The organism is Lewinella sp. (genome assembly GCF_050633125.1).
Taxonomy (GTDB): Bacteria; Bacteroidota; Bacteroidia; order Chitinophagales; family Saprospiraceae; genus Lewinella.
The window spans coordinates 22,900-46,269 of record NZ_JBOEFX010000022.1 but is presented as its reverse complement, the minus strand read 5'-3'; the positions used below and the strand labels follow the sequence as shown (position 1 = coordinate 46,269).

Annotated in this window: 11 protein-coding genes; 8 read left to right on the top strand and 3 right to left on the bottom strand. The window is 47.9% G+C overall.

Going from position 1 to position 23,370, the window contains the following annotated elements:
• The first annotated feature begins 192 nt into the window (after positions 1 to 192).
• A complete protein-coding gene (locus ACRBG0_RS06780) occupies positions 193 to 4,224 on the top strand; it encodes a LamG-like jellyroll fold domain-containing protein (protein ID WP_431486148.1) in 4,032 nt (1,343 codons plus the stop codon).
• Positions 4,225 to 4,350: 126 nt separating this feature from the next.
• Here the strand turns inward: ACRBG0_RS06780 and radC are convergent, their stop codons facing one another.
• A complete protein-coding gene (radC, locus tag ACRBG0_RS06775) occupies positions 4,351 to 5,076 on the bottom strand; it encodes a RadC family protein (RefSeq protein WP_431486147.1) in 726 nt (241 codons plus the stop codon).
• 215 nt (positions 5,077 to 5,291) lie between these two features.
• Between radC and rnpA the strand changes: the two genes are divergently transcribed.
• From rnpA to rpiA, 4 genes are all read left to right on the top strand, one after another.
• Complete coding sequence (gene rnpA / locus ACRBG0_RS06770) at positions 5,292 to 5,699, top strand: ribonuclease P protein component (RefSeq protein ID WP_431486146.1); 408 nt, start codon at positions 5,292 to 5,294, stop codon at positions 5,697 to 5,699.
• Positions 5,700 to 5,741: 42 nt separating this feature from the next.
• Positions 5,742 to 6,236: a hypothetical protein gene (locus ACRBG0_RS06765; RefSeq protein ID WP_020535005.1), complete on the top strand. Its 495-nt coding sequence runs from the start codon at positions 5,742 to 5,744 to the stop codon at positions 6,234 to 6,236.
• Positions 6,237 to 6,349: 113 nt separating this feature from the next.
• Positions 6,350 to 6,856 carry a hypothetical protein gene (locus ACRBG0_RS06760; protein WP_431486145.1) on the top strand — a complete coding sequence of 169 codons (507 nt, stop codon included), beginning with the start codon at positions 6,350 to 6,352 and terminating at the stop codon, positions 6,854 to 6,856.
• 33 nt (positions 6,857 to 6,889) lie between these two features.
• Complete coding sequence (rpiA, locus tag ACRBG0_RS06755) at positions 6,890 to 7,573, top strand: ribose-5-phosphate isomerase RpiA (protein ID WP_431486144.1); 684 nt, start codon at positions 6,890 to 6,892, stop codon at positions 7,571 to 7,573.
• A gap of 3 nt (positions 7,574 to 7,576) precedes the next feature.
• On the opposite strand, the gene ACRBG0_RS06750 is transcribed toward rpiA, so the two are convergent.
• Both ACRBG0_RS06750 and ACRBG0_RS06745 read right to left on the bottom strand, forming a co-directional pair.
• A complete protein-coding gene (locus ACRBG0_RS06750) occupies positions 7,577 to 8,512 on the bottom strand; it encodes a class I SAM-dependent methyltransferase (protein WP_431486143.1) in 936 nt (311 codons plus the stop codon).
• Positions 8,513 to 8,622: 110 nt separating this feature from the next.
• Complete coding sequence (locus ACRBG0_RS06745; RefSeq protein ID WP_431486142.1) at positions 8,623 to 9,222, bottom strand: DUF2911 domain-containing protein; 600 nt, start codon at positions 9,220 to 9,222, stop codon at positions 8,623 to 8,625.
• A gap of 392 nt (positions 9,223 to 9,614) precedes the next feature.
• Between ACRBG0_RS06745 and ACRBG0_RS06740 the strand changes: the two genes are divergently transcribed.
• From ACRBG0_RS06740 to ACRBG0_RS06730, 3 genes are all read left to right on the top strand, one after another.
• Complete coding sequence (locus tag ACRBG0_RS06740) at positions 9,615 to 19,895, top strand: Kazal-type serine protease inhibitor domain-containing protein (protein ID WP_431486141.1); 10,281 nt, start codon at positions 9,615 to 9,617, stop codon at positions 19,893 to 19,895.
• Positions 19,896 to 20,007: 112 nt separating this feature from the next.
• Complete coding sequence (locus ACRBG0_RS06735; RefSeq protein WP_431486140.1) at positions 20,008 to 22,023, top strand: gliding motility-associated C-terminal domain-containing protein; 2,016 nt, start codon at positions 20,008 to 20,010, stop codon at positions 22,021 to 22,023.
• Positions 22,020 to 22,991: a PorP/SprF family type IX secretion system membrane protein gene (locus ACRBG0_RS06730; RefSeq protein WP_431486139.1), complete on the top strand. Its 972-nt coding sequence runs from the start codon at positions 22,020 to 22,022 to the stop codon at positions 22,989 to 22,991. Before ACRBG0_RS06735 ends, ACRBG0_RS06730 begins: the two co-directional genes overlap by 4 nt.
• Positions 22,992 to 23,370: the final 379 nt, after the last annotated feature.

Below are 23,370 nucleotides of genomic sequence, written 5' to 3'. Positions count from 1 at the left end.
TTTCGGCCTAGCGATGTGCAAGGGTGGCCCTGCTTTGGCAGGGGCAGACAGCGATACCGATTTAATCGGGAGAGCTGGCCGAACGAAGAGTGAGCCCTGAAACGTAGCGGCCCCGCCCTTCAGGGGCGAGGGAAGGCCCCATACAAGATCCAATCCTTTTACAATTATTGTCAAGAATCATAACTATCCGGTATGAGAACGCTTTTACTATGCTTTTTTTTGAGTGCATTTACAAGCCTTGGTATTAGCCAGGTTGAAGCTCCCTACGGTGGGCCAGAGCAGGAAGACCTGCCACAATGGGTACAAATGCTTTATGCTGATAACGCTGATGTAGGAGCGGTACTGGCAGCTTTTAAGGCCTACTATGCGGAAAACACTTTCGTGAAAAACGGGCATACACAATACCTGAAACGACTGCTGCGAGAGCGAGAAACTTACGCTTTTCAGATGACTAATCCGGAGCTGACAGCTGCCGAGCGGCAAGCCATGAAAACGGCAGAAGAGCGCTACTTGGAACGGTATGAGGAGCAGCAAGCAGGCCGCTCGGGCAACTGGACGAGTATAGGGCCCCATGATTGGGATCATGATGCGGGTGGACGAAGCTATGCCCCCGGTGCTGCCCACGTATATACGATAGAGCAAAGTACTGTAGATGCCAACCTGATGTACGCAGGAACGGCTACAGCTGGCCTGTGGAAAAGTACCGATCGGGGAAGCTCTTGGACGAATGTGACCCTGGATCAAGTGGCCAATAGTGTGTATGCCGTAGAAATAGACCCCGCAGATAATAGCCGAGTATATGCCGCCATGATGGGCAGTGTTTACCGTACTACGGATGGTGGCAACAACTGGACACCGACCGGAGATGCGGCCTTTCAGGCACAGGACCTGTCTACAAAAGATATTAAGATTGCTCCAGGAAGCGGTGCGCTTTGGGCTGCTACCAATGACGGCCTGTACCGGTCTATAGACAATGGTAACAACTGGACGGAGGTACTTTTTGGCGATTTTCAGGAGATAGAGTTTCATCCCGTGAACAGTGAAGTGATGTATGTGATTCGCCAAACGGGGAGCCGGACGGAATTTTATCGTTCTAACGATAGCGGAGAAAACTTTATGCTTCAGTCTGGAGGCTGGCCAATACCCGGTGGAGGCTTTGAAAATAAACGTGCAGAAATAGCGGTGAGCCCTGCAGCTCCCAATAAGATATACGCTTTGCTAACAGGGCAAGTAAATGACGGTAGTGGCCTGTACGGCATCTACGTGAGTGAAGACCAAGGTACTAGTTGGACCTTTAGTTGCTGTGGTGATCAACCAGGAGGGCCAGCAGCATTGGATAATATCAACATGATGGCCTGGGCTGATGATGGCACGGATGACGGTGGGCAATACTACTACGATTTGGCGTTGGCGGTATCACCCACGAATGCCGATCAGGTATTTGTAGGAGGTGTGAACATGTGGGTGTCGAATGATGGTGGGAATACGTTTACCTGCCCGTCGAAGTGGAGTCACTCGTATAAGCCCAACTACGTACACGCCGATATTCATGATATTAACTTTTACCCCAACGGCGACCTGTGGGTAGCCAATGATGGCGGTATCTTTTACTCGACAGACAATGGCGAGAATTTTGACCGCAGCATGTTTGGTATCGCGGGGTCTGATTTTTGGGGCTTCGGGCTTGGGTTCAATAATGACGAGCTGATGATTGGTGGCGCCTACCACAACGGGACCTTGGTGAAAAACGGCAACGTATACATCAACGATTGGGCCTGTATTGATGGTGGTGATGGCGTAGGCGGCGCGGTGAACCCCATTCGCGAAGACCAGGTGTACAGCAACTACAACATCAAGCGAATGCCTGCCGACCGAACGGTAGCACCTACAACCCGAGGGTATGCTATGGAGCCATCGTGGACCTATGTGACCGGGCGGTTTAGTCAAATAGAGTTTGCCAGCGATAATTACAATGTTCATTATTTTGGTAATGGAAACGGACTGTACAAAACCGAAGACGACAACCGCAGCGTATCGCAACTCTATGATTTTGGAGAAGAAGTGGGCGATGTGGAAGTAGCCTGGACGGACCCGCAAACCATGTATGTGACGACCTTCCCTGATTATTGGGGGGCAAAAAAGATTTACCGTACGACGGATGGTGGCCTGAACTGGACCAACATAACACCACTAGCCACCGCTAGTAGTGGCGTACCCTACGATATAGAAGTGAGCTACAACGATGCACAGATCATCTGGGCGGCGAGAATTGGACGATCAACGGACGATGCCAACAAGATTCTGCGCTCGGATAATGGCGGCGAAACCTGGTATGACATCAGTAGTGCCGCTCTAGCAGGTGAGGTATTGACGAATGTGATTACCCAGCGCGGTACGGATAACCAGTTGTATTTGGGAACAACACGCTCGGTGTACCAGAGCCCTACAGGCTACGCCGGTTGGGAGCTGTTTGCGGATGATTTGCCAGCAAGTGCCCGTTCGCGCCAGCTAGCGATCAGCTACCGCAACGGGACGATCTTTAATGCCACAAACCGTAGTGTGTGGAAGTCGGATTTGGCACAAATCAGCAGTGTGGAGCCACAGATAGCCGTGGACAAATACTTTTCGGGCTGTAGCCGGGATACCTTCCGTTTTGCAGATCACTCGACGGCACCGTTTGATGCAACCTTTGCCTGGGAATTTCCGGGGGCAAGCTGGGTGAGCAGTACCAGTGAGCGCAACCCGATGGTGATTTACAGTGCCGCCGGTACTTACGATGTGAGCCTGACGGTAAATGGCGAAAGCCAAAACCTGGAAGCATTTATTGAAGTGGGCGACGATTGTAGCCCACAGTTGCTAGCGGGGCAAGCCCTGGTATGCGCTGGCGATAATGGGCATTTTATTTCTTCCACATCGCTGGATGTTACGACGAATACGATGACGCTGATGGCGTGGGTTCGGCCCGAAGGCGTGCAGGATGATTATACCGGTCTTGTTTTTAATGATGCTACCGGCGCAGGGATGAACCTGCGAGGAAACAATGAACTGGGCTACCACTGGCCAGGAGGCAGTACCCACTGGGCATGGAGCAGTGGCCTACGTGTGCCGGAAGATGAATGGTCGTTTGTGGTGATGGTGATCACGCCTGAGCAGGTGACCTTTTACCTTAATGAAGAGGAGGTGACGCGTGTTTTTGACGAACCGGTAGAACCTGCTTTTTGGGGTAATTTCCGAATAGGAAGCTATCAGGGATGGGGCTCGCGCAACTTCCGTGGCCAGCTTGACGAAGCAGTGATTTGGAACCGGGCACTGGATAGGGACGAGATCCGTACCTGGCGGCACCTTACCAAGCAGCGCCAGGTGGACCCCGCCCATGAACTGTACGATGAAACATTACTGGGGTATTACCAATTCAATGAGTTTAGCGGAGCGGTATATGATCGTGCCAACAATAACCACGGAATTTTATCAGGTATTGCGGAAAGAACACCTTCGGGCGCGCCTATTGGCGACGGTAGCAGCAGTAAGCAGGCCGTAGATGCTGGTGGTAGTTACGCTTTTGAGGAAGAGCAATTGATGCTTGGTTTTCCTTCGGCAGGCATCTACCCCGTAGAAGAAGTGGTGGTGACTAGATTGGAAAACACCCCGAGTTTATTACCAGAAAATAGCCTGCCAACGGCGCAGTATTGGATTGTAAACAACTATGGTGAAACCCCATTTACCGAGTTGGAAAGCTTGGCGTTTACGGGCATTCCCGCAGTAGATGCGACCACGGCGGTAGCGCCAGAGCAGTTTATTCTCTACCAGCGCTGGGCCAATGCCGATGTTACAGCATGGGGTGCTTTTGTAGACCAGGCTGATATGGCTGATGAAGCGACCAATGGTTTGGTGTTTAGTACCGATAGCGAGATTACAGCATTTGGCCAGTTTGCGCTGGGTGGCGACGAAGCGTTGATCATTGTAGATACGGAAGAAGCACCGTTGGCAGATGCTTGGGCGCGTGTGTTTCCCAACCCGATTGGCGCGAATAGCCAACTGCGGATAGAGAGCCAGTTGGTCGGGCAAAATGTATTTCAGTTGTTCAATGCGGAAGGCCGCCTGCTACGTACGACTCGCTTTGAGGGCAGTGTGTACCTACGTTTGGCTAGCTTGCCAGCGGGAACGTATACTTACCGTATTGTAAATGGTGAGCAAGTGACCAGTGGGCAGTTGGTGAAACACTAAGTCAAATAGGATAGGCCACAGATCGAACGGATCAGACGGATTTGCACAGGTTTTCTTAAAAAGAAAAGCCGTGTAGATCCTGTTTCATCTGTCCGATCCGTGTTCTATCCTGCCTCGCGCCCTGCCTCACCCTTCCATCTCTCCTTCATCAGCAAAACTATAGAAGCCCTTTTCACTGATAATGAGATGATCGAGTAGCGGCAGGTCGAGCTGCTTGCCGGCCAGGAATAGTTTGTGAGTGAGCTGGCAGTCGGCCTGGCTAGGTTGGAGGTTGGTGCTGGGGTGGTTGTGGGCCAAGATGATGGAGGAAGCTTTGAGTTCCAGCGCGCGGCCGAAGACGAGCTTGGCATCGACGACAGTGCCTGCACGGCCGCCGGAGCTTATTTTTATACGGTGGACGATATAATTGGCCCGATTGAGGCAGAGCATCCAGCATTCTTCGTGTTCGAGGTCGGCGATCAAAGGCGCGAGGCAGTGGTAAGCATCGGCGCTTTTACGCACCTGCGGGCGATCACTCAATGGCGTGAGTTGACGGCGGCGACCTAGCTCTAAGGCAGCGATGATGGTCACGGCTTTGGCTTCTCCGATGCCGCGGAACTTTAGGAGATCGGCACAGGTTTGTTTGCTGAGCGTGTGGAGGTTGTTGTCTACAGCTTTTAAGATACGTTGGGCCAGGGCGAGTGCACTTTCCTGACGGCTACCAGAGCCTAGCAAGATAGCGACCAACTCGGCATCACTAAGTTGTTGTCGGCCTTTAAGGAGGAGCTTTTCCCGGGGGCGGTCTTCTTCTGCCCAGGCAGTAATGGCTAAGGAATTGGAGGAGTAGTTGTTGAATGTTGGAATAACGGACATGGTATAGCATTAGATTTGCCTGTACGCTAGCTGGTCGCAGACAAAAGAGGTTGAAGGAAAATGCTTACCCGGAATTTAAGAGGGAGGAAGGAGACTAGAGCATAAGTCGTGTTCCGTTTCCGTGCGTTGATGTACGCGTATATCCGACCCGTCCTGGATCGGTGTTTCTCAAAGATAAAGATAAAATTAAAAACAGGTTACCTATCTTCGCTTTTATGAATGATTTTCGTTTTCAACGAGGTGAGCGCTTAAAGAGTCGAAAGGAGCTGGAACGGCTTTTTGAGCCAGGAAGTAGTGCGCTGATGCAGTACCCTTTCCGCTTGGTGTGGCGCCCTGTGGAGGAGGCTCGAAGTGATTTTCCGATACAGTTTACGGTAAGCGTTTCCAAGCGCCGCTTTAAGCACGCTGTAGATCGTAACCGAGTAAAACGACTGGTGCGGGAAGCTTACCGTTTGCGGAAGAACGAATTATACGATGCCTTACCTGAAGACAGCCCTCAGCTGGCTTGGATGATTATTTTTATTGGAAAAGAACTACCGGAATACGCCAAAGTGGATAAAGCGATGCGCAAGTTGATCACCAAGTTTATAAAACAATATCCGTTATCACAGACCAACGCTTAGGGCGGGTGAGTGGTCTTTGGTGTATATATCAAATCCAAAAGTATGCGCTACCTATACCTGTTTGTTTGCTTTCTTACGGTGAGTACTCTCTCTGCTCAGCGTGTCTTACTTATTGAGAAACTCAACAGTGCTCATACGACAAAATTATACGTGGGTGATTATATCCAATACCAACTTGTAGGGGAGAAGGATTGGTACGGTGAGCGTATCTATGACCTCCGTGATGATACCCAGGCCTTGGTTTTTCCTGATCGTTATGTGGCCATTGAGGATATTGCGATGCTGCGCCAGGGAAAACCTTGGGCACGTAATATAGGTATGATGTTGATCACCTTTGGCGTGTCTTGGTCAGGGTTTGCACTGTTGGGAACAGCTACCGATGGCGATCCTGAGACAGGATATAGAAGCAGTGATGCCATCGTGACCGGGGTGGCTGCCGGGACGGGCTTACTGTTGCCTGTTTTGTTTGGAACCAGGCGGTTGCGCTTTGGCGAAGGCCACCGCTTGCGTCTGAGGATTCTTGATATTAGTTTTTAGTACTTGTGGAGTAATCGTTTTTCACCAAATGAAATTTCTCAGCAAGCTCTTAGTTAGGTTAACGGAAAGTCTAACTTACTATTTTATCTTTGCGCTGATCAAAACCTATCAGGATGACACTGCGCGATTTTTTCGATGCCACTTCGGCTCAACCCATTTACATTGTGTTTTATTTTACCATGATTGTCTTGGTAGCACTTCTTACCGGCTGGTTGGCCAAAGGCGAAGGTGAAGACAGCCCTTGGAAATATCTTTACAGTGCATTGTTGTACCTGGTGTGTGTGCCCGGTATTTTTGCGATAAGCCTTCAGATTTACCTCTTCCTCTTTGAACGACGGAGTATTTTTGATATGAATATTCTATTGGAAGTACTGCCAGTGATTAGTATGATCGCTACGATACTTATTGTGCGGAAAAATGTAAATATGGATCGGATTCCCGGCTTTGATAAGCTATCAGGTTTGGTGATGATGATCTGCGCTGCACTGGCCATTATGTGGTTTATTGACCGTACCAGGATTGTGGTCTTCAGTTATATGCCTTTTCAGACGGTACTCCTCATTTTTGCCGGGTTAATGCTGGTCATCCGTTTAGGATGGTCTCGGCTGATAAAGGGATAAAACGGGAATTGTTTTTTGCGCAATAAAAGGACGATGAGTAACAAGACACAAGAAAAGAAAAATGCGGCCCTCAAAGCTGTTGAACAGGTGCAGTCTGGTATGACGCTGGGGCTAGGAACAGGCAGTACAGCCTATTTTGCTATCGAAGCAATTGGTGAGCAATGGCAAGCGGGGACGCTTACGAATATCCGTGCGATACCCACCTCAGAAGCTACGGCTACCCAGGCACGGAGCTATGGTGTCCCGCTGATAGAGCTGGCTGATGTTGATCGTATAGACCTAACCATTGATGGTGCTGATGAGTTTGACCCTCACCTGCGATTAATCAAAGGTGGTGGTGGTGCACTCTTTCGGGAAAAACTGGTAGCTTTTGCCTCAGACATTATGCTGGTGATTTCGGATGCCTCCAAAAAGGTAGAACACCTGGGGGCGTTTCCGCTACCGGTGGAAGTATTACCAAAAGCAATCCGCTTGGTAGAGCGTGTACTGACGGAGAAAGGTTGCCGCCCAACGCTACGAACTAAAAAGGATGGTACGCCTTACCTGACGGATAATCAAAATTACATCCTTGATTGCCAGCTAGAAAAAATTACAGACCCAGAACGGCTAGATTTGGAGTTGCACTTGGTGCCCGGTATTGTAGAGACTGGTCTTTTTCTAGGCCTGGCTACCCAGGTTATTGTTGGGCAGGGAGATGAAGTCAAGGTGTTTGGATAGCCACTAAGCTGGCCTTCGACTCACAAGATAAGCATGGCTAATAGCCACTTCTTCTTCGGGCATTTGAGCATAGGGAGCCGCAAGAGGAATCTGCCGGACCTCGGCGAGGTTACCTGCGCGATTTTTTTCTTCGGAATATGGGATAGCCAATTGCTGATAGAGCTCGCGGTAAGTTTGTAACCGCCATCTGTTTTGTGGTTGGATGGGGTTATCGATCCACTGCCATTGCGTTTCCGAAAAACGAAGGAAGTTGTAGATCGTAATGCTTTTGTCCATGTGGGCAAAATGATCTGACATGTCAATGAAATGGCTCATCACGCCGCCAGGGGCAGTTAGGCTCCACAATTTTTCGACAATACCACCTAGTACTTGCGGATAAATGTGCTCGTAAGTATTGTTGGAGGAAAGGAGGAGGATTTTCTCTTCGGGTAACTCAAGTGCACGAATATCTTTTACAATAGGGACAAAGTTCAACCTTGCGCACAGGCTGTTTAACGAACTGGTGGGGGTAGCTTGCTTCCGGATGTCCTGAAGAATTTGCCAGCGGTCCTGATCAATAGCTCCCAAGCCAGCGAGAAAACGCTCCTGATGGCGATCAATTTCTTCGAGGCAACGCAAGAGGGTAGCAGTGGTCAGGTGAGCGGAAATATCAACGCTATAAATTTTATCGGCCCCTTTAAGGAAGTAACCAATCGGAATGATAGGATACCAGCCAGTACCCAATTCCAGGCAGGTAACTCCTTTTAATTGATCTTTCCCATTGGTGGCAGAAAAATGCGCCAAGTGATCCAGCAAATGCTGGAACTTATTGAAAAAATGCTCCTCGTGTAGATCAACACCTTTGGTGACGTACTTCTGAAAGAAAAAATTAATCCGGTTCCGAAAAGGGAGAAAAGAAATAATTTTTTGGACAATGGCCTTAAGGTACCACTTCTTCATGCTTGTTGGTTGCTATTAGAGCTCGCAAAAATAGCACCTTCTAGGAGAAAATACGTTCTTATCTGGACTTTCGGAAAAATGCTGTAAAGATACGGCCCATTCTACCCTCCTTACGCCTCCGTAAGGAAAATGGGCAGGACCAATTTATCCCACTGCATCACTATTTTCCCTGGTGCCAACCGGAATTCGAGGGTAGCACTGCTGGAATCTACACCAACAGGCTTGACAGGAACACGGAGGGCATCCTGAGCTGCATCATATTCGTAAGCCCCCCATTGATCAACAACTTTATTGAAAATGACTTGCCATTCTTTTTCGGCAGGAATTGTAAAAAGGCTGTAGGTGCCAGCGGCCAAGATGTCGTCTCCTACTAGAATAGATTCGTCAAATGTAATACGTGTTGCTTCGTTGGCTCCTGTCCGCCAAACTTCTCCGTAAGGAACGAGTGAACCCCAGATGGCCCGCCCTTTGGTAGAGGGGCTACCATAATCGATAGTGATGTCCACGCCATTGAGTTCTCCTTTCAATTCTTTACGAGGGCTAGCCAATTCAGCTTCTGTAACAGTGACGGTAAACTCTGGCTGAGGTGCACTAAAAGCCAGCGGTTCTTTTTCTTCAGGAGTTGTCGGTGGTGTTGGTGGGGAATCGCAAGAAATGAGTAGCAGAGAAATAACAACCAATGAAGTGAAAAGGGAAAGAACGGTCTTCATAGTAAAAAAATGATTGTGTGAATTTTTACATCAATTAACATCCAATAATCTGAACGCTATCGTATATCAATTGGTTGCCCGGAAATAATAAAATACTAATTGCGGGGTAATCAATCAATTACGATAAAAAATATATGAGCTAAGACGGGCCAAAGAGATGATTTTGCAAGGCAATTTTACTAATTTTACATTACATCCCTTAACTACCTACCTGTGGCATGCGCACTTACTTACTGCGTTATGCGTGTATCCTTAGTAACATCTACTGGTCTGTTTGATTTTTTGTTGTACCGAGTGATCGGTGACTAGCGTTCGTTTTGACGGTAAAGCTCAGAAGTAAGGGTTACTTCCTGAATTTTCTGTCGTCTACAAGCCAGTAAAATTTATACACTATGAACAAGACGACTACACAGGTCTTCAGTCTTACTACACTAGCTTTTTTGTTTCCTCTTTGGCTATCCGCCCAAATGATTTGGCCGGGTGATATCAATAATAATGGTATTGTCAATGGCATGGATTACCTCTATTGGGGGGTAGTTAATCAGAATAATGGACCTGCACGCCCCGATGCTACTACCGAATGGGAAGAACAACCCATGGGTGCTGCATGGAGCAATCAGTTTCCAGTAGGAGGGATGAATCATGCTTATGCCGATGCCAATGGCGATGGGCAGATTACTGCGGCGGATGCAGATGCATTGGGTAGTAACTTTAACCGTAATCACGGTACACTTATCCCGGATGCTTTCCAAACAGGGCCACTTTCCAGCCAAGAGCCTGCCATCTACTTTGAGCGACTTTCGGAAGAGGAAGTCGCTTCGGGCGAAGCAGGAGGAGTGGTTTTAGCACTAGCTTCAGAACAGCCTTTTAGTGCTTTTTATGGGATTACCTTTACCCTCAATTACCACCCTGGTATTTTGGCCACCGATGACGGTGTGCTCATAGGCCTGATTGCCGATACCTTTTTTAATCCGGACAATAGTGATGTAGCTGCGTTTGTGAATAATAATTCTGCTACAGGAAAAGCGGTCATCACCCTTGTTCGTACCGACCAAAATAACGTAGACGGCGGAGGCAAGGTCGCTCGGATTCTATTAAATTTTGCAGACCTTACTGTCCCCGGTACACCAGATCAGCTAAATTTTACGATCAGTGATGTACTGGCCATTGATCATGATATGAATATGATCATGATGCAGCCGGGAAGCTTTAGCTTTTCTACTCAGGGAGTTACTGCAGGTTGCCCCAATACCGTAAGCCCGGTTTGTGGTAGTGATGGTCAAACATATTTGAACTCTTGTTATGCAGAAGCAGCGGGTGTTTTTGATTACACTTCCGGTGCTTGCTTTGATGATAGCTGTATTGATCCGACACAAATTAACCCAGATGCCGTTTGCCCGGCAGTATACGAGCCTGTTTGTGGTTGTAATGATATTACTTATCCCAACGAATGTGCTGCGGATGCAGCTGGCGTACAAAGCACCACTCCTGGGCCATGTGCACCGAGTAGTTGTTATGACCCTCAATATATTGTTGCCAGTCAGGCGACAACCTTGAACACCACAACCGGTGTGATTACGGCCAACTGTCCCACTGCGGGGATTCCTGTGTGTGGTTGTAATGGTGTCACTTATGCCAATGCCTGCCTAGCGGAAGCTTCAGGGATTACGGTATACACGCAGGGAAGTTGCGAAAGCGCCTGTATAGATCCTTCTCAGATGGATTTGAATGCGGTTTGTCCAACGGTGTACGACCCCGTTTGTGGTTGTAATGATGTTACTTATTCCAATGCCTGTCTTGCGGATGCAGCTGGGGTAACCAGCTACACCAATGGTCCGTGTAATGGTGGGTCAGCCTGGTGTAGTGAGGCTATACCGGTGCAATGTGGTGACTTCCTTCCTTATGAAACGACCGTAGGTGCAGGTAACAATATTCTCCAATATCCAGGATGTACCAATACCTCTTTTTATGGCCCGGATCGCGTTTATGTGATCAACAAACAATCGGCGGGTGATCTCCAGATTGGTTTGGAAATCCTGACGCCGGGAATGGACCTCGATCTTTTCCTATTGGCCGATAACTGTAGCCAACTAACCTGTTTGGCAAAAAGTACAACGAGCAATACCAGCACCAATAACGAAGGAATTATCCTTGAAGATGCGCCAATTGGCACTTACTACATCGTTGTAGATGGCCAGTACGCACAGTCAGAAGGAACTTTCCGATTGGAGGTAAGCTGCGGCTATCTTTTCTGCGGAAATTCGGTACCCCTACAGTGTGGCCAGCCCTACCAGGGGACCAACCTTAATGGGCATGATGACGTATCTCTTTACACTTGTGGCAATGTACTCAATGTAGAAAACAACGGACCAGAGATCGTTCATACTTTTACTACAACAGAAGATGGTCCGGTAAATATTAGCCTTACGGGGCTTTCTGCCAACCTGGAACTCTTCCTGCTGCGTTCTTGTGACCGCGGCGACTGTATGGAGTACAGTCAGCATTCGGGTACCAACAGTGAGTATATCAACGAATATCTCCCCGCAGGCACCTACTATGTGGTTGTAGATGGCTACAATGGCGCCGTCAGTGATTATACCTTGCTCGTTGATTGTAGTAGCAGCTGTGATTTTAGCTTTACAGATCTTTCCGCTACCTCCAGCGGCTGTGGCCAAAACAGTGGCTCTATTCACATCGCTTCCAGTGGAGGTACCCCAAACTATCTGGTGACTTACAGCGGCCCCCTCAGCGGCAGCTTTACTACGGGTAGCAATTCTTGCACGATCTACTATCTGCCTCCGGGCACTTATACCATTACGAAAACAGATGCTCAAGGATGTAGCATCAGCGGCACCGTCACAATTCTAGGCGGCGGCAACCTATCGGCAACGCTAACGCCTAATGATGCGGTTTGTATGGACCAAGGTTCTATAGGCGTTTATGTCAGTAATGGCCAAGCTCCTTATCAAGTTTACATTACAGGACCTACTTCTGGTAATGTCACTTCTAATAGCAATAATTTCACCATCAATAACCTGAATGCCGGTACCTATACGATCCATATCACGGATGCCCTGGGGTGCTCGATTTCTCAGCAGGTGACGATTGACCATACCAGCGGTAATTTTATTTGGAACTATACCGTTACGCCAGCAGCGTGTGGCGGCTATGGAGCTATTCATGTGGATACTTACAATGGGGAGGCACCTTACAATATCCTTGTCAGTGGCCCAATTAGCGGTAGCGCAACAGTATACGCCAATAGCTTCAACCTCATCAATTTACCTGGTGGTACTTATCAGGTGACAGTAGAAGACAATAATTGGTGTTCTTACATCCGTACTATCGTAATCCCTAATGGTAACCTTACGGTAGACGCCAACCCCAATTCCGGTGTCTGTGGGCAGGAAGGAAGCATTACGGTCGACGTAGATAACGGCAGCCCTGCATATACAATTAGTTGGACGGGGCCCGAAAATGGTTCTACCATTACCAACAGTGCTACTTACGTTATTCCCAACCTTACGGCAGGTACTTATACCATCAATGTCGTAGATAGTAATGGTTGTAGCGATTCACAATTAGTAACACTTTCAAATAGTGAAGGTGGCGGACTGACCTTTAATGTTATTCCATTGCCAGGCAGCTGTAGCCAAAATGGTGCCTTATGGATTGATATTTATAACGGATCTCCAACTTACACCATCAGTTATACAGGCCCACAAAATGGCGTTCTGACGACCAGCAATGATGGCCTTGATATCCCTAACCTGCCTTGTGGCACCTACACCCTCGTTATCACAGATATGAATGGTTGTAGTGGAATACAAACCGTAGAATTGGGTGGTTGTGAAGAAATTGACCTTGACCTGACGCCGCAGAATGGTATTTGCGGGCAACCGGGCTCTCTTTTGGTCACCCTCAATGGCGGTTCTCCGGTATATACGGTCACTTGGACAGGTCCCGTAAGTGGTACCACCACTACTTCGACCAATATTCTCAATTTGCCAGGATTACCAGCGGGCACCTATACGGTGCAAGTAGTGGATGCCAATGGTTGTACCGATTACGCAGTAGCACAAGTGAGTACGGCAGAGTCTAATCTGGTAATTAATACCAGTGTTACAGAAGCGCAGTGTGGTACAGAAGGTGCTATTTTTGTGAACCTTGCTGGCGGTGTTCCTCCTTATCAGTTGAGTTGGAGTGGCCCGGAAACGGGTTCTCAGATTTTTAGTACCAATTTTACCACAATCGGTGACTTGACCGCAGGAAACTATACCCTCTACGTAACAGATGGTAATGGTTGTTCTGCATCGACCACAGAAGAAATTCTCAACGTAGGCAGCGACTTAGATATTAGCCTTTTAGGCAACGATGGTATCTGCTCTCAGTTTGGAAATATTGGTGTTTACATAGCCAATGGTACTGCACCTTATCAGGTGAGTTGGAGCGGGCCGGTTAGCGGCTCTGCTACTTCGCCAACGACGGTTTATCAAATTCCGAATACGCCTGCGGGCACCTACAATGTAGTTGTTACGGATGCCAACGGTTGTTCTACTTCTGGTACCGTGCAGGTGATGGTGCAGAATACTTTATTGGCAAACTTACAGATCTACAATGGTATTTGTGGGAGCAATGGCAGTATTCTGGTCAACGTTACGCAAGGTAACCCGAGTTATACCATCACTTGGTCTGGCCCACAAAGCGGATCAATTGTAGTAGCGGGTAACCAATACGCGATTACGGGCTTGCCTTCGGGCACCTACACCGTGGTGATTACCGACAGTAATGGTTGTTCGCGCACCCTGACAGGAACCGTGACTAATACCAATGGTGGCCTCGAAGTTAATACTGCACTGATCTATAATATTTGTGGTCAGTACAATACCATCTGGACCGATATTATCGGTGGTACACCACCATATACGGTAACTTGGCAAGGGACAGAGAACGGTTCTGGTATGACCAATACCCAAGGCTTCGAAATCATGGATCTACCTCCAGGTACGTACAAAGTGATTGTCGTAGATGTCAACGGCTGTATGGATATGGAGCAGGATATTATCATTTATCCGGCCCCAATGGATCTCTTTACAGTTACGCCTAACAACGGAATTTGTGGCGAAACAGGCAGCATTCAAGTCGATATAGATGGTGGTACAGCACCTTATGTGCTTAACTATAATGGCCCTGTGAGTGGTACCCAAAACTACAATAATGCGGGAATCAGTGTGTTGAATAACCTCCCTGGTGGTACTTATACCTTTACGCTAACGGATGACAATGGCTGTACCCAAACCCAAACGGTGGTGCTGGATACAGGCACACCCGTAGAGATAATAACGGCACTGATTTACAATGAGTGTGGTCAGTACAATACCATCTGGACAGACATTATTGGCGGCACACCACCTTATACGGTCACTTGGCAGGGGACACAAAATGGCTCTGGCACGACGACGACGCAAGGCTTTGAGATCGAAGATTTACCCCCAGGCACCTACAAAGTAATTGTTGTGGATGCCAACGGCTGTATGGATATGGAACAGGATATCATCGTTTATCCTGCCCCGGTTGATATATTCACCGTTACTGCTGATCCTGGTGTTTGTGGAGACGATGGAAAAATTAATATCAATGTTACAGGTGGTACAGGCCCTTATACCCTAACCTACACCGGCCCGCTTTCTGGGACGATTAATGTAGTTATGGGGCTTCAGGTTCTCACGGATGTACCTAATGGTACTTATACGCTGACGCTGACGGATGTCAACGGCTGTACCGAAACAGAGACCGTTACCGTAATTAGCACGGGTACTCCGGTAGAGATTGTTACAGCTTTGATCTACAATGAATGTGGCCAATACAATACCATCTGGGTAGATATCATAGGAGGTACTCCTCCTTATACAGTCACTTGGATAGGCCCTGAAAATGGCTCAGGTACAACGACTACCCAAGGTTTTGAGATCGAAGACTTACCTCCGGGATCTTACAAGGTGATTGTTGTAGATGCCAACGGCTGTATGGATATGGAACAGGATATCATTGTTTATCCTGCTCCTATAAATCTCTTCTCTGCAACCTCTATCAGTGGAATATGTAGCGGTCCGGGCAGTATTATTGTTGATATATTAGAAGGTACACCGGTATTTAACCTCAGTTGGACAGGCCCTGAAAATGGCTCGACTACTTTCTCGGGAAATACCTTCACGATCGAAAACCTTCCTGCTGGCACCTACACGCTTACGCTTACAGACATGAATGGCTGTACGGAAACGGAAGTCGTTATAGTCAGTACGGGGGAAGATGATGTAAACCTCACAGCGAGCGGTAACAACGGTAACTGTATAACCAATGGATCAATCACTGCGCAAGCAGCTGGTGGAGACGGAACTTACCTGCTAACCTGGACGGGGCCAGAAAGTGGAAGCGCCAATATAGGCAACACTCCTTTCCAAATTCCCGACCTACCTGCTGGTACGTATACCTTATCGGTAAACGATGGCAATGGTTGTGATGATGTAGAAAGCGTAACACTGTCTACACCAGAAGATGACCTGCAAGTAAGTCTAACCCCCACCCCTGGTGATTGTGATAGCGATGGACAGATTGCTGTAACCATTGTGGGCGGCACACCTGGCTACACCGTTAGCTGGTCTGGCCCAAGTAGTGGAAGTGCAAATATTGCCGGACAGTTTTTAGTGATTCCGAACCTTCCAGCGGGTGCTTACAATGTGACGGTAGTGAGCAATGACGGTTGTTCGGAAACGACAGGCACTGTACTCATGAACCCAGGAGGAGCGCTAACTATAGCAGCAAGCCCAATAGCTGGTGTTTGTGGACAAACGGGTTATATCTTCTTGAATATCTTTGGCGGTAACGCTCCTTATCAGGTTTCCTGGGCAGGGCCTACCTCTGGCACATTGACGGCCAATAGCGCGAACGTACAAATACCAGGGTTGCTGCCAGGGGGGTATACCATCACGGTTGTCAGCGGTAACTGTAATGGTGCAGTCAGTAGCATCTTGCCTGCTTCTGCACCTGACCTGGAAGTGACGGCTACCTCTACGGCTGCAATTTGTGGAGCTGGTGGTAGTATCAATGTAAGCCTTGCCAACTATGTGGGAAGTACGACGATCAACTGGTCAGGCCCACAGAGCGGTAGCCAGGTGATCAACGGAGGCTCTTTGGTGATTCCTAACTTGCCCAACGGTAGTTACACCATCACCGCTAATAACGGCAGTTGTTCAGATATCACCCAGGTGACGGTCAATAACAGCAATAGCAATATTGTAGTTTACGCCACACCTGTACACGCGATCTGTAACCAAAACGGTAGTATTAACGTCGGATTTTCCGGAGGGCAAGCACCTTATACCGTTAGTTGGACAGGTCCAAGCAGCGGTAGTACGACCACAAGCGGCACCAGTTTCCAGATTCCAAACCTCACCCCTGGTACTTACACCGTCACGGTGAGCAGCGGTAACTGTAATGGTAGTGCTACAACGACCATTAATAATACAAGCAATAACATCAGTATTACAGCGGCTCCTCAAAATGGTACCTGTCTGTCTGAGCCTGGTTTTGTACTGACCTTTAGTGGTGGTACAGCGCCATATATACTTACTTGGCAAGGGCCTGAAAATGGTTTTGCCAATGTAGATGCTACGACCTACACCTTGAGCGATGTGCCGACTGGCTTGTACAGCTTCATGCTGACGGATGCCAACGGCTGTACAATTTCTACAATTGCAACGGTAGGGAGTAATAACATTGACCTTAGCCTTACGGCTCAAAACGGCACCTGTGGTGATAATACCGCCATTTTTGTTAACATATCAAACGGCACTGGCCCTTACCAAATTAGTTGGGTAGGTGAAGTGGAAGGTTTTGCTACGTCTAACAGTCCTAACTATACCATCTCCAACTTGCCAGGTAGCCCTTATATCGTTACGGTGCAGGATGCCAATGGCTGTATTACTTCTGGTAATATCACTGTTGTAAGTGGTCCGACGGATTTTGAAGTTGTTCACACTGTCAGCAATAATGGCTGTGGTGCTCTGAACAACATCTGGATGGACTTCTTCAACGGAGAAGGACCTTATACCATTGAGTGGATAGGCCCAAGCAGCGGTACAGATACAACACCGCACGATTACTACGATATTCAAAACGCGCCTACGGGGATCTACATCATTATCATCACAGATGCTAATGGTTGTGTGGATGTGCAGCAGGTAGAGGTTTATAATATTTTGAACACACTTGATGTGTCAGTCGTTCCACATGATGGTTCTTGTGGAGAATTGGCAACCATTGATGTTTATATTGAAGGCGGAGAACCTTGGTACACCATCGCTTGGTACCTTGACCAATCTCCAGAAGGAGAGATAGACATCAACTCCAATCACTATACGATTGATGACTTGGAAGCAGGTACTTACTACGTACGAGTAACGGATGACAATGGTTGTGAACGCACTGCTACTGTTTCTGTAGAAACACCGGCGAATCTCCTGCAGTTGGAAACAGCAGTCGTAGGGCCGGGTTGTACCAGCTTAGGTTCTATTGGTTTGATCATGGGAGGAGGAAATGCTCCTTATACGATAGATTGGAGCGGCCAGCAAAATGGCACAGCTATTTCTAATACCAATAGTTATCTACTGAGCGCCCTCAATGGCGGTGATTATGAGGTGACGGTAACGGATGCCAATGGATGTACGAATACCCTGGATATTATAGTACCTGGAACAACAACAGGCAGCTTGGTAGCCGGGTTTGATTACGAAATTGATGGTTTGAATGTCAGCTTTACCAATATGTCCAGCAATGGATTTTATAGCTGGACGTTTGGTGATGGAAATATCGACGGTGTTCGTCATCCCGATCATTCTTATACCAACTCTGGTACGTATGAAGTATGCCTGACGGTGAGCGGTAATTGTGGTTCAGCTACGCACTGTGAAACGATTACGATAACCGCTCAGAGCAATCTGGCAATTTTGGATATCGGCGAATCAGAAGGCGGCCCTAATGCAACGATACAGGTACCAGTGACGATTGAAAACGTTCAAAATATCATCTCCCTTGCAGGTAGCATCGAAGTGATGAACGAATCAGTTGCTGTCATTACTGGCGTGACCAATAGCATTATTGCTCCTCAATACAATGTGTCTAATAATACTTTCAGCTATTTCAATAATACTGGCGATGGCCTTGATGTAAATAGCGGAGATGTATTGTTTTATCTCAATGTATTGCTTGTCGGTGATATAGGAGAATCAACCATTATCAAGTTTGTGCAAACACCGCTACCGATTGAAGTAGGAGTGGTGACTGATGGCGCACCGATGGTCGTTCCTTATACCTTGTCAATGGGGTCGGCAACGATCACAGCGATGGCTGCATTAAATGGTCATATCTCGACTTATTGGGGCGATGGTATTATAAATACCGATGTTACCATTACGGGCCCAGGTATGGAAGAAACCATGACTACAGGGGAAAGTGGTAGCTACAATCTGCCAAACCTGAATCCAGGAATGGAATACACCGTAAGTGCACAGAAAGACCTGGAGCATAGCAATGGGCTTTCAACTTATGCACTGTTCATAGGCCAGCGTTTCCTCTTGGGGATGAACCCGCCACAGATCACGTCTCCTTACCAGGTAATTGCCGGTGATGCCAACTGTAGTGATGCTTTCACTACACTTGATCTCTTCCTTATCCAGCGTCTGATTATCGGTGCGCAGGAGGAGTTTGATAACTGCCCATCATGGGTGTTTGTCACAGAAGGGCAGCAGATGCCTACCGACTTTGATGCTTACAATGTATTCCCATACGCTTCTACCAGTACGATGATGCTTATGGAGCCGGAAACGGCCAACTTTGTAGGGGTGAAAGTAGGGGATATCCTTGGTCAGGCCAATCCGGATAATTTCGGAGGACTTGATGATGATCGTACCACAGGACAGTTGCCGTTTACGGCAGAAAACCTTTCGGTAGCTGCTGGTGAAGAAGTAACGCTTTACTTCCGTAGTGCTGAATTTGCGGATATCGTAAGTTATCAATTTGGCTTGCAGTTCCCGGTTGGTGAGGTCGAGTACCTCGAGTTCTTCCCTGCCGAAGAGCAGCCATTCCAGACAGTGGTGATTGGTGATGATGGTGCCGATGAAGGGAAATTGCGCCTTAGCTGGTTCAGTCTTGATGGGCAAGGCCATAGTTCCAGCGCTGATCAAGCCCTGTTTGCAATCAAGTTTCGCGCCTTGACGGACATCGACGATTGGAATACCGTTCTACGCCTTGATCCCGGATCAATGCTACCTGAAGCTTACAATAACAATGACGAAGCACTGGATCCAGAGGTCAACTTCGGAGAAGTTGTAACAAGCACTGATACACCGACGGAAAGCAAATTCCGCCTGGATCAGAATACACCGAACCCATTCAATGGCGCTACGGTGATCAGCTTCCGTTTGCCAGTAGCTTCTGATATTGCCTTTGTGATTCACGATGCCTTTGGTCAAGAGGTTTACCGTGAACTAAACAACTACGGCGCAGGTGAAAACCGTTTACTATTGAATCAATTGAACCTACCAGCTGGTGTGTATTATTATACACTGAGGGCAGGTGCAGACATGGCTACCCGTACGATGGTAGTTGTGAAATAAGATTTGTTTGTTATATAAAAGTGATCCCTCAGTTAGGTACTCGTTTGCCTTGCTGGGGGATTTTTACTTTTTGACCCCTATCTTTGGGGAGGATTAGTAACATCCCAAAACTATGAAACTACACTTATGGTTAAGACGGATTAAAGTCCCTCTATCCTTTACCTCAGGTAGCGATGAAATCGCTGCGTATCTCTTTACTACTATTGGTCGATTACTCAACATTCTACGCGGTACCTTTGTAGTGTTGGTGCTGGCTTTACTCTGTTCCTTCACCCTCGTTGGGCAGAGTGTGCGCCTAAGCTTACCGGAGGTAACAGTAGCAGATGGCGAAACCGTCACCTTGCCGCTCACCGTTACAGATTTTGATAGTATTGCAAGTTTACAGTTATCTATCAACTGGGATACGGATGTCGCTACTTATGTCGACTTTGAATTGGATGCCCTGCCTTTACTGGCGATCGGCGATTTTCAGGCAGACCAGGGCGAACTTCGCCTCAGCTGGTTTGATAACGGAGGCGATGGAGAATCACTGCCAGACGGGACGGTCATTGCTCGCCTAACTTTTACAGCAATGGGCGAACCCGGTGATTTTACCATTTTACCCTTTACGGGGAACCCTTTGGCGATCCAAATTTTTAAATCCACCATGAGTCCGGGGATATTTGAGCCGGTGGTGTTGGAACAGGCCCCAGGGAGAATTGCGATTGCTTCCCCTTTGGGATTCAGTATAAATAGTAGTGACGTCTCTTGTTTTGGATTGGCAGATGGAAATGCTACTGTAAACTTAGAGGTGGACCCAGCTGATTATTCCTTTCTCTGGACAGGACCAGACAATTTTTCGGCAACGAGCTTAAATCTCACCAATCTTAGTGGAGGAATCTACTCGCTGACGATTACAGATCAGGATGGTACGGACGTTTTTTCTTATGAATTAATTATTGCAGAAGCGGCGGCTCCACTTTCCATTGAGAACCTGGAGGTGATAGAAGCTGATTGTGATGCGCCCAATGGCAGCCTGAATGTGTTGGCCACGGGAGGGACATCTCCATTTAGTTATCAACTCAATGGAATTAGCAATGCCTCCGGCTCATTTACGGGTTTGGCGGCCGGTAACTACAGTTTGGTGATTGAGGATGCCAATGATTGTACCCTCAGCCTGGATACGATGGTTACAGCACCAGGAGCACCGGTGTTGAGTCTGCCTTCATCGGTAATGCTTTGCGGAGAGAGTACTGTACTTGTGCCCGGAGGGATGGGAGCTTATAATTGGTCGACAGGAGAAACGACAGATAGTATTATAGTAACAATAACCGGTAGTTACGCGGTAACCGTTACCAATACCGCTGGCTGTAGCGCCGAGGCGACCACTGAAGTGTTGCCGGGAATGACACCGGTTGGTGTTTTAGAAACCGATTTTCCTGAAATTTGCCCCGGCGATAGCTTGCAGCTTAATGTAAGCGGAGGAAGTAATTATCGCTGGCTAGCAGACACCAGTAGCCTGAGCGCGATGGATATTTTCAACCCACTGGCTTTTCCTGATACCACTACGAACTATCAAGTAGAAATAGGCAATGATTGTGGTTTGGATACCTTGGCTTTTTCCCTATTAGTGTACGACGTTCTGGCAACGGCAGGGGCAGATACCTGTATTGCACCAGGCGATGAAGCACGACTGATGGCCCAAGGCGGCATCTTTTACGCATGGGAAGACAATCTTTTCCCCGTCAGTGACCCCTCAGTACCCAACCCGACAGTGAGCCCAGAAGATAGCACGACTTATCGCGTTGCTATCACCGATATCAATGGCTGTGAAACCCTGGATGAGGTGACGGTACTGGTGGCTAATAACCCCGTAGAAAGCATCATTCCTTACAACTTGATCACCCCCAATGGTGATGGCCTGAACGATGAACTGGACTTTGGGCTAATTACGAAATTTGGCAGCAATTCTCTGAAGGTGTATAACCGTTGGGGCGATTTGGTTTATCAAAAGCTCAACTATCAGAGCGATGAAGATCGTTTTGTGGGGCTTTACAAAGACGCTCGCTTACCTGCGGGGAATTATTTCTACGTGTTGGCTTTCCGCCAAGGCGAAATCAAGCAAACCTTAACCATCGTATGGGAATGATAAAGCATAAACAATATTTGAGTTTACTGGCGATCATCAGCCTATTGGTGGTTACAAGGATGAATGCACAACAGCTACCCGCGCGTAGCCCTTTTGCCTCCAATAACTTTATATGGAACCCAGCCATGACCGCCGTCGAAAATTACTGGGAACTGGGCGTAACGCACCAACAAGAATGGGTAGGCTTTGAAGATGCACCCGAAACTACTACCATTTATGGTCAATACCCGGTGCTCAAGGAAAACTTTAGCTTGGGAGGGTTCCTGGTACTGGATGAGATCAAGCCGATCCGTAACAATACCTTGGCGCTGACCTACGCTTATAAGCTGAAATTTGGAGGAAGGAAGCGACGTAGTTCAGGCCCAAGAACGCAGGCTCAACTGTCGCTAGGATTAATGCTGGCCATGCAGCAGATATTCATTGACGGTGGCGAATATATTGTCCGTGATGCTGGTGACCCCTTGCAGCCGGTTGGGGAATTGAATGAATTTGTGCCTAACATTGGGGTAGGGGTGTTTTTCGCTTCCCGGCCCAGTGGCCCTAATGACAAAAGCTTCTTCTACGCTGGAGCGGGCACCAACCAGATACTGCCCCAGGATATTACCTTTCGGGAAACCCTGCCTACAGGTAACCTGAAACGTGCCTTTCATGCAAATGCCACCATCGGTTACCGCTCGGCGGGCACTAATTTCGTGATAGAACCTTCCTTCTGGTTGAATACAGCCGGAAAGAACATCAGCAATAGCCAGTTTAACTTGAACATAGAATACCCCAAAGCTTTTTGGGGCGGCTTGAGTTATAGCCTTAATCAGACGTTGGCGCTTCAAGTAGGTTACTTATTACCAGGAAGATTCACTGATAGTGATACCATTCGCCTAGGCTTGCTGGGCTCGTTTAATATGGGGAGTTTTGGGGCCTCGCGAGGTTTGGGGTATGGTTTTTATGTGGCTTATCGTACGGGGGCGTAGGGGCGGGTTTGATAGTTTGGTTGTTGAATGGTTTGATTGTGGGGCCAGCAGGGGCATTCGTATAAATACATTCATGCAGCTACACTAATAAGCAGATTCCGTCGGATTTGACTTCCGACTTCCGATTTAGGTGCAAGGTGCTTTGTGAGGAGTGTGGGAAGATTTCCCAACTTTCACACGTTTAGTCCTAAAACCAGCCCTTCCCATTGTCAAAAAGTGCTGTGTTTCGGGTTGTATATTGCAGGGGCAGGGAGGCTTGATACGCGAGGTTGTTTTAGGTCATATTTGCCCCTGTTGAATTCATGAATTCAATCTACAAGGATGGCCCCAAATATTTCCGATTTCCCACTTTAGGAAAGGTCACCCAACCCTTACACTT

Excerpts from the sequence above, each read along its gene's own strand:
- ACRBG0_RS06780 (WP_431486148.1), top strand. The coding sequence starts at position 193 with ATGAGAACGCTTTTACTATGCTTTTTTTTGAGTGCATTTACAAGCCTT.
- radC (WP_431486147.1), bottom strand. The coding sequence starts at position 5,076 with ATGTCCGTTATTCCAACATTCAACAACTACTCCTCCAATTCCTTAGCC.
- rnpA (WP_431486146.1), top strand. The coding sequence starts at position 5,292 with ATGAATGATTTTCGTTTTCAACGAGGTGAGCGCTTAAAGAGTCGAAAG.
- ACRBG0_RS06765 (WP_020535005.1), top strand. The coding sequence starts at position 5,742 with ATGCGCTACCTATACCTGTTTGTTTGCTTTCTTACGGTGAGTACTCTC.
- ACRBG0_RS06760 (WP_431486145.1), top strand. The coding sequence starts at position 6,350 with ATGACACTGCGCGATTTTTTCGATGCCACTTCGGCTCAACCCATTTAC.
- rpiA (WP_431486144.1), top strand. The coding sequence starts at position 6,890 with ATGAGTAACAAGACACAAGAAAAGAAAAATGCGGCCCTCAAAGCTGTT.
- ACRBG0_RS06750 (WP_431486143.1), bottom strand. The coding sequence starts at position 8,512 with ATGAAGAAGTGGTACCTTAAGGCCATTGTCCAAAAAATTATTTCTTTT.
- ACRBG0_RS06745 (WP_431486142.1), bottom strand. The coding sequence starts at position 9,222 with ATGAAGACCGTTCTTTCCCTTTTCACTTCATTGGTTGTTATTTCTCTG.
- ACRBG0_RS06740 (WP_431486141.1), top strand. The coding sequence starts at position 9,615 with ATGAACAAGACGACTACACAGGTCTTCAGTCTTACTACACTAGCTTTT.
- ACRBG0_RS06735 (WP_431486140.1), top strand. The coding sequence starts at position 20,008 with ATGAAACTACACTTATGGTTAAGACGGATTAAAGTCCCTCTATCCTTT.
- ACRBG0_RS06730 (WP_431486139.1), top strand. The coding sequence starts at position 22,020 with ATGATAAAGCATAAACAATATTTGAGTTTACTGGCGATCATCAGCCTA.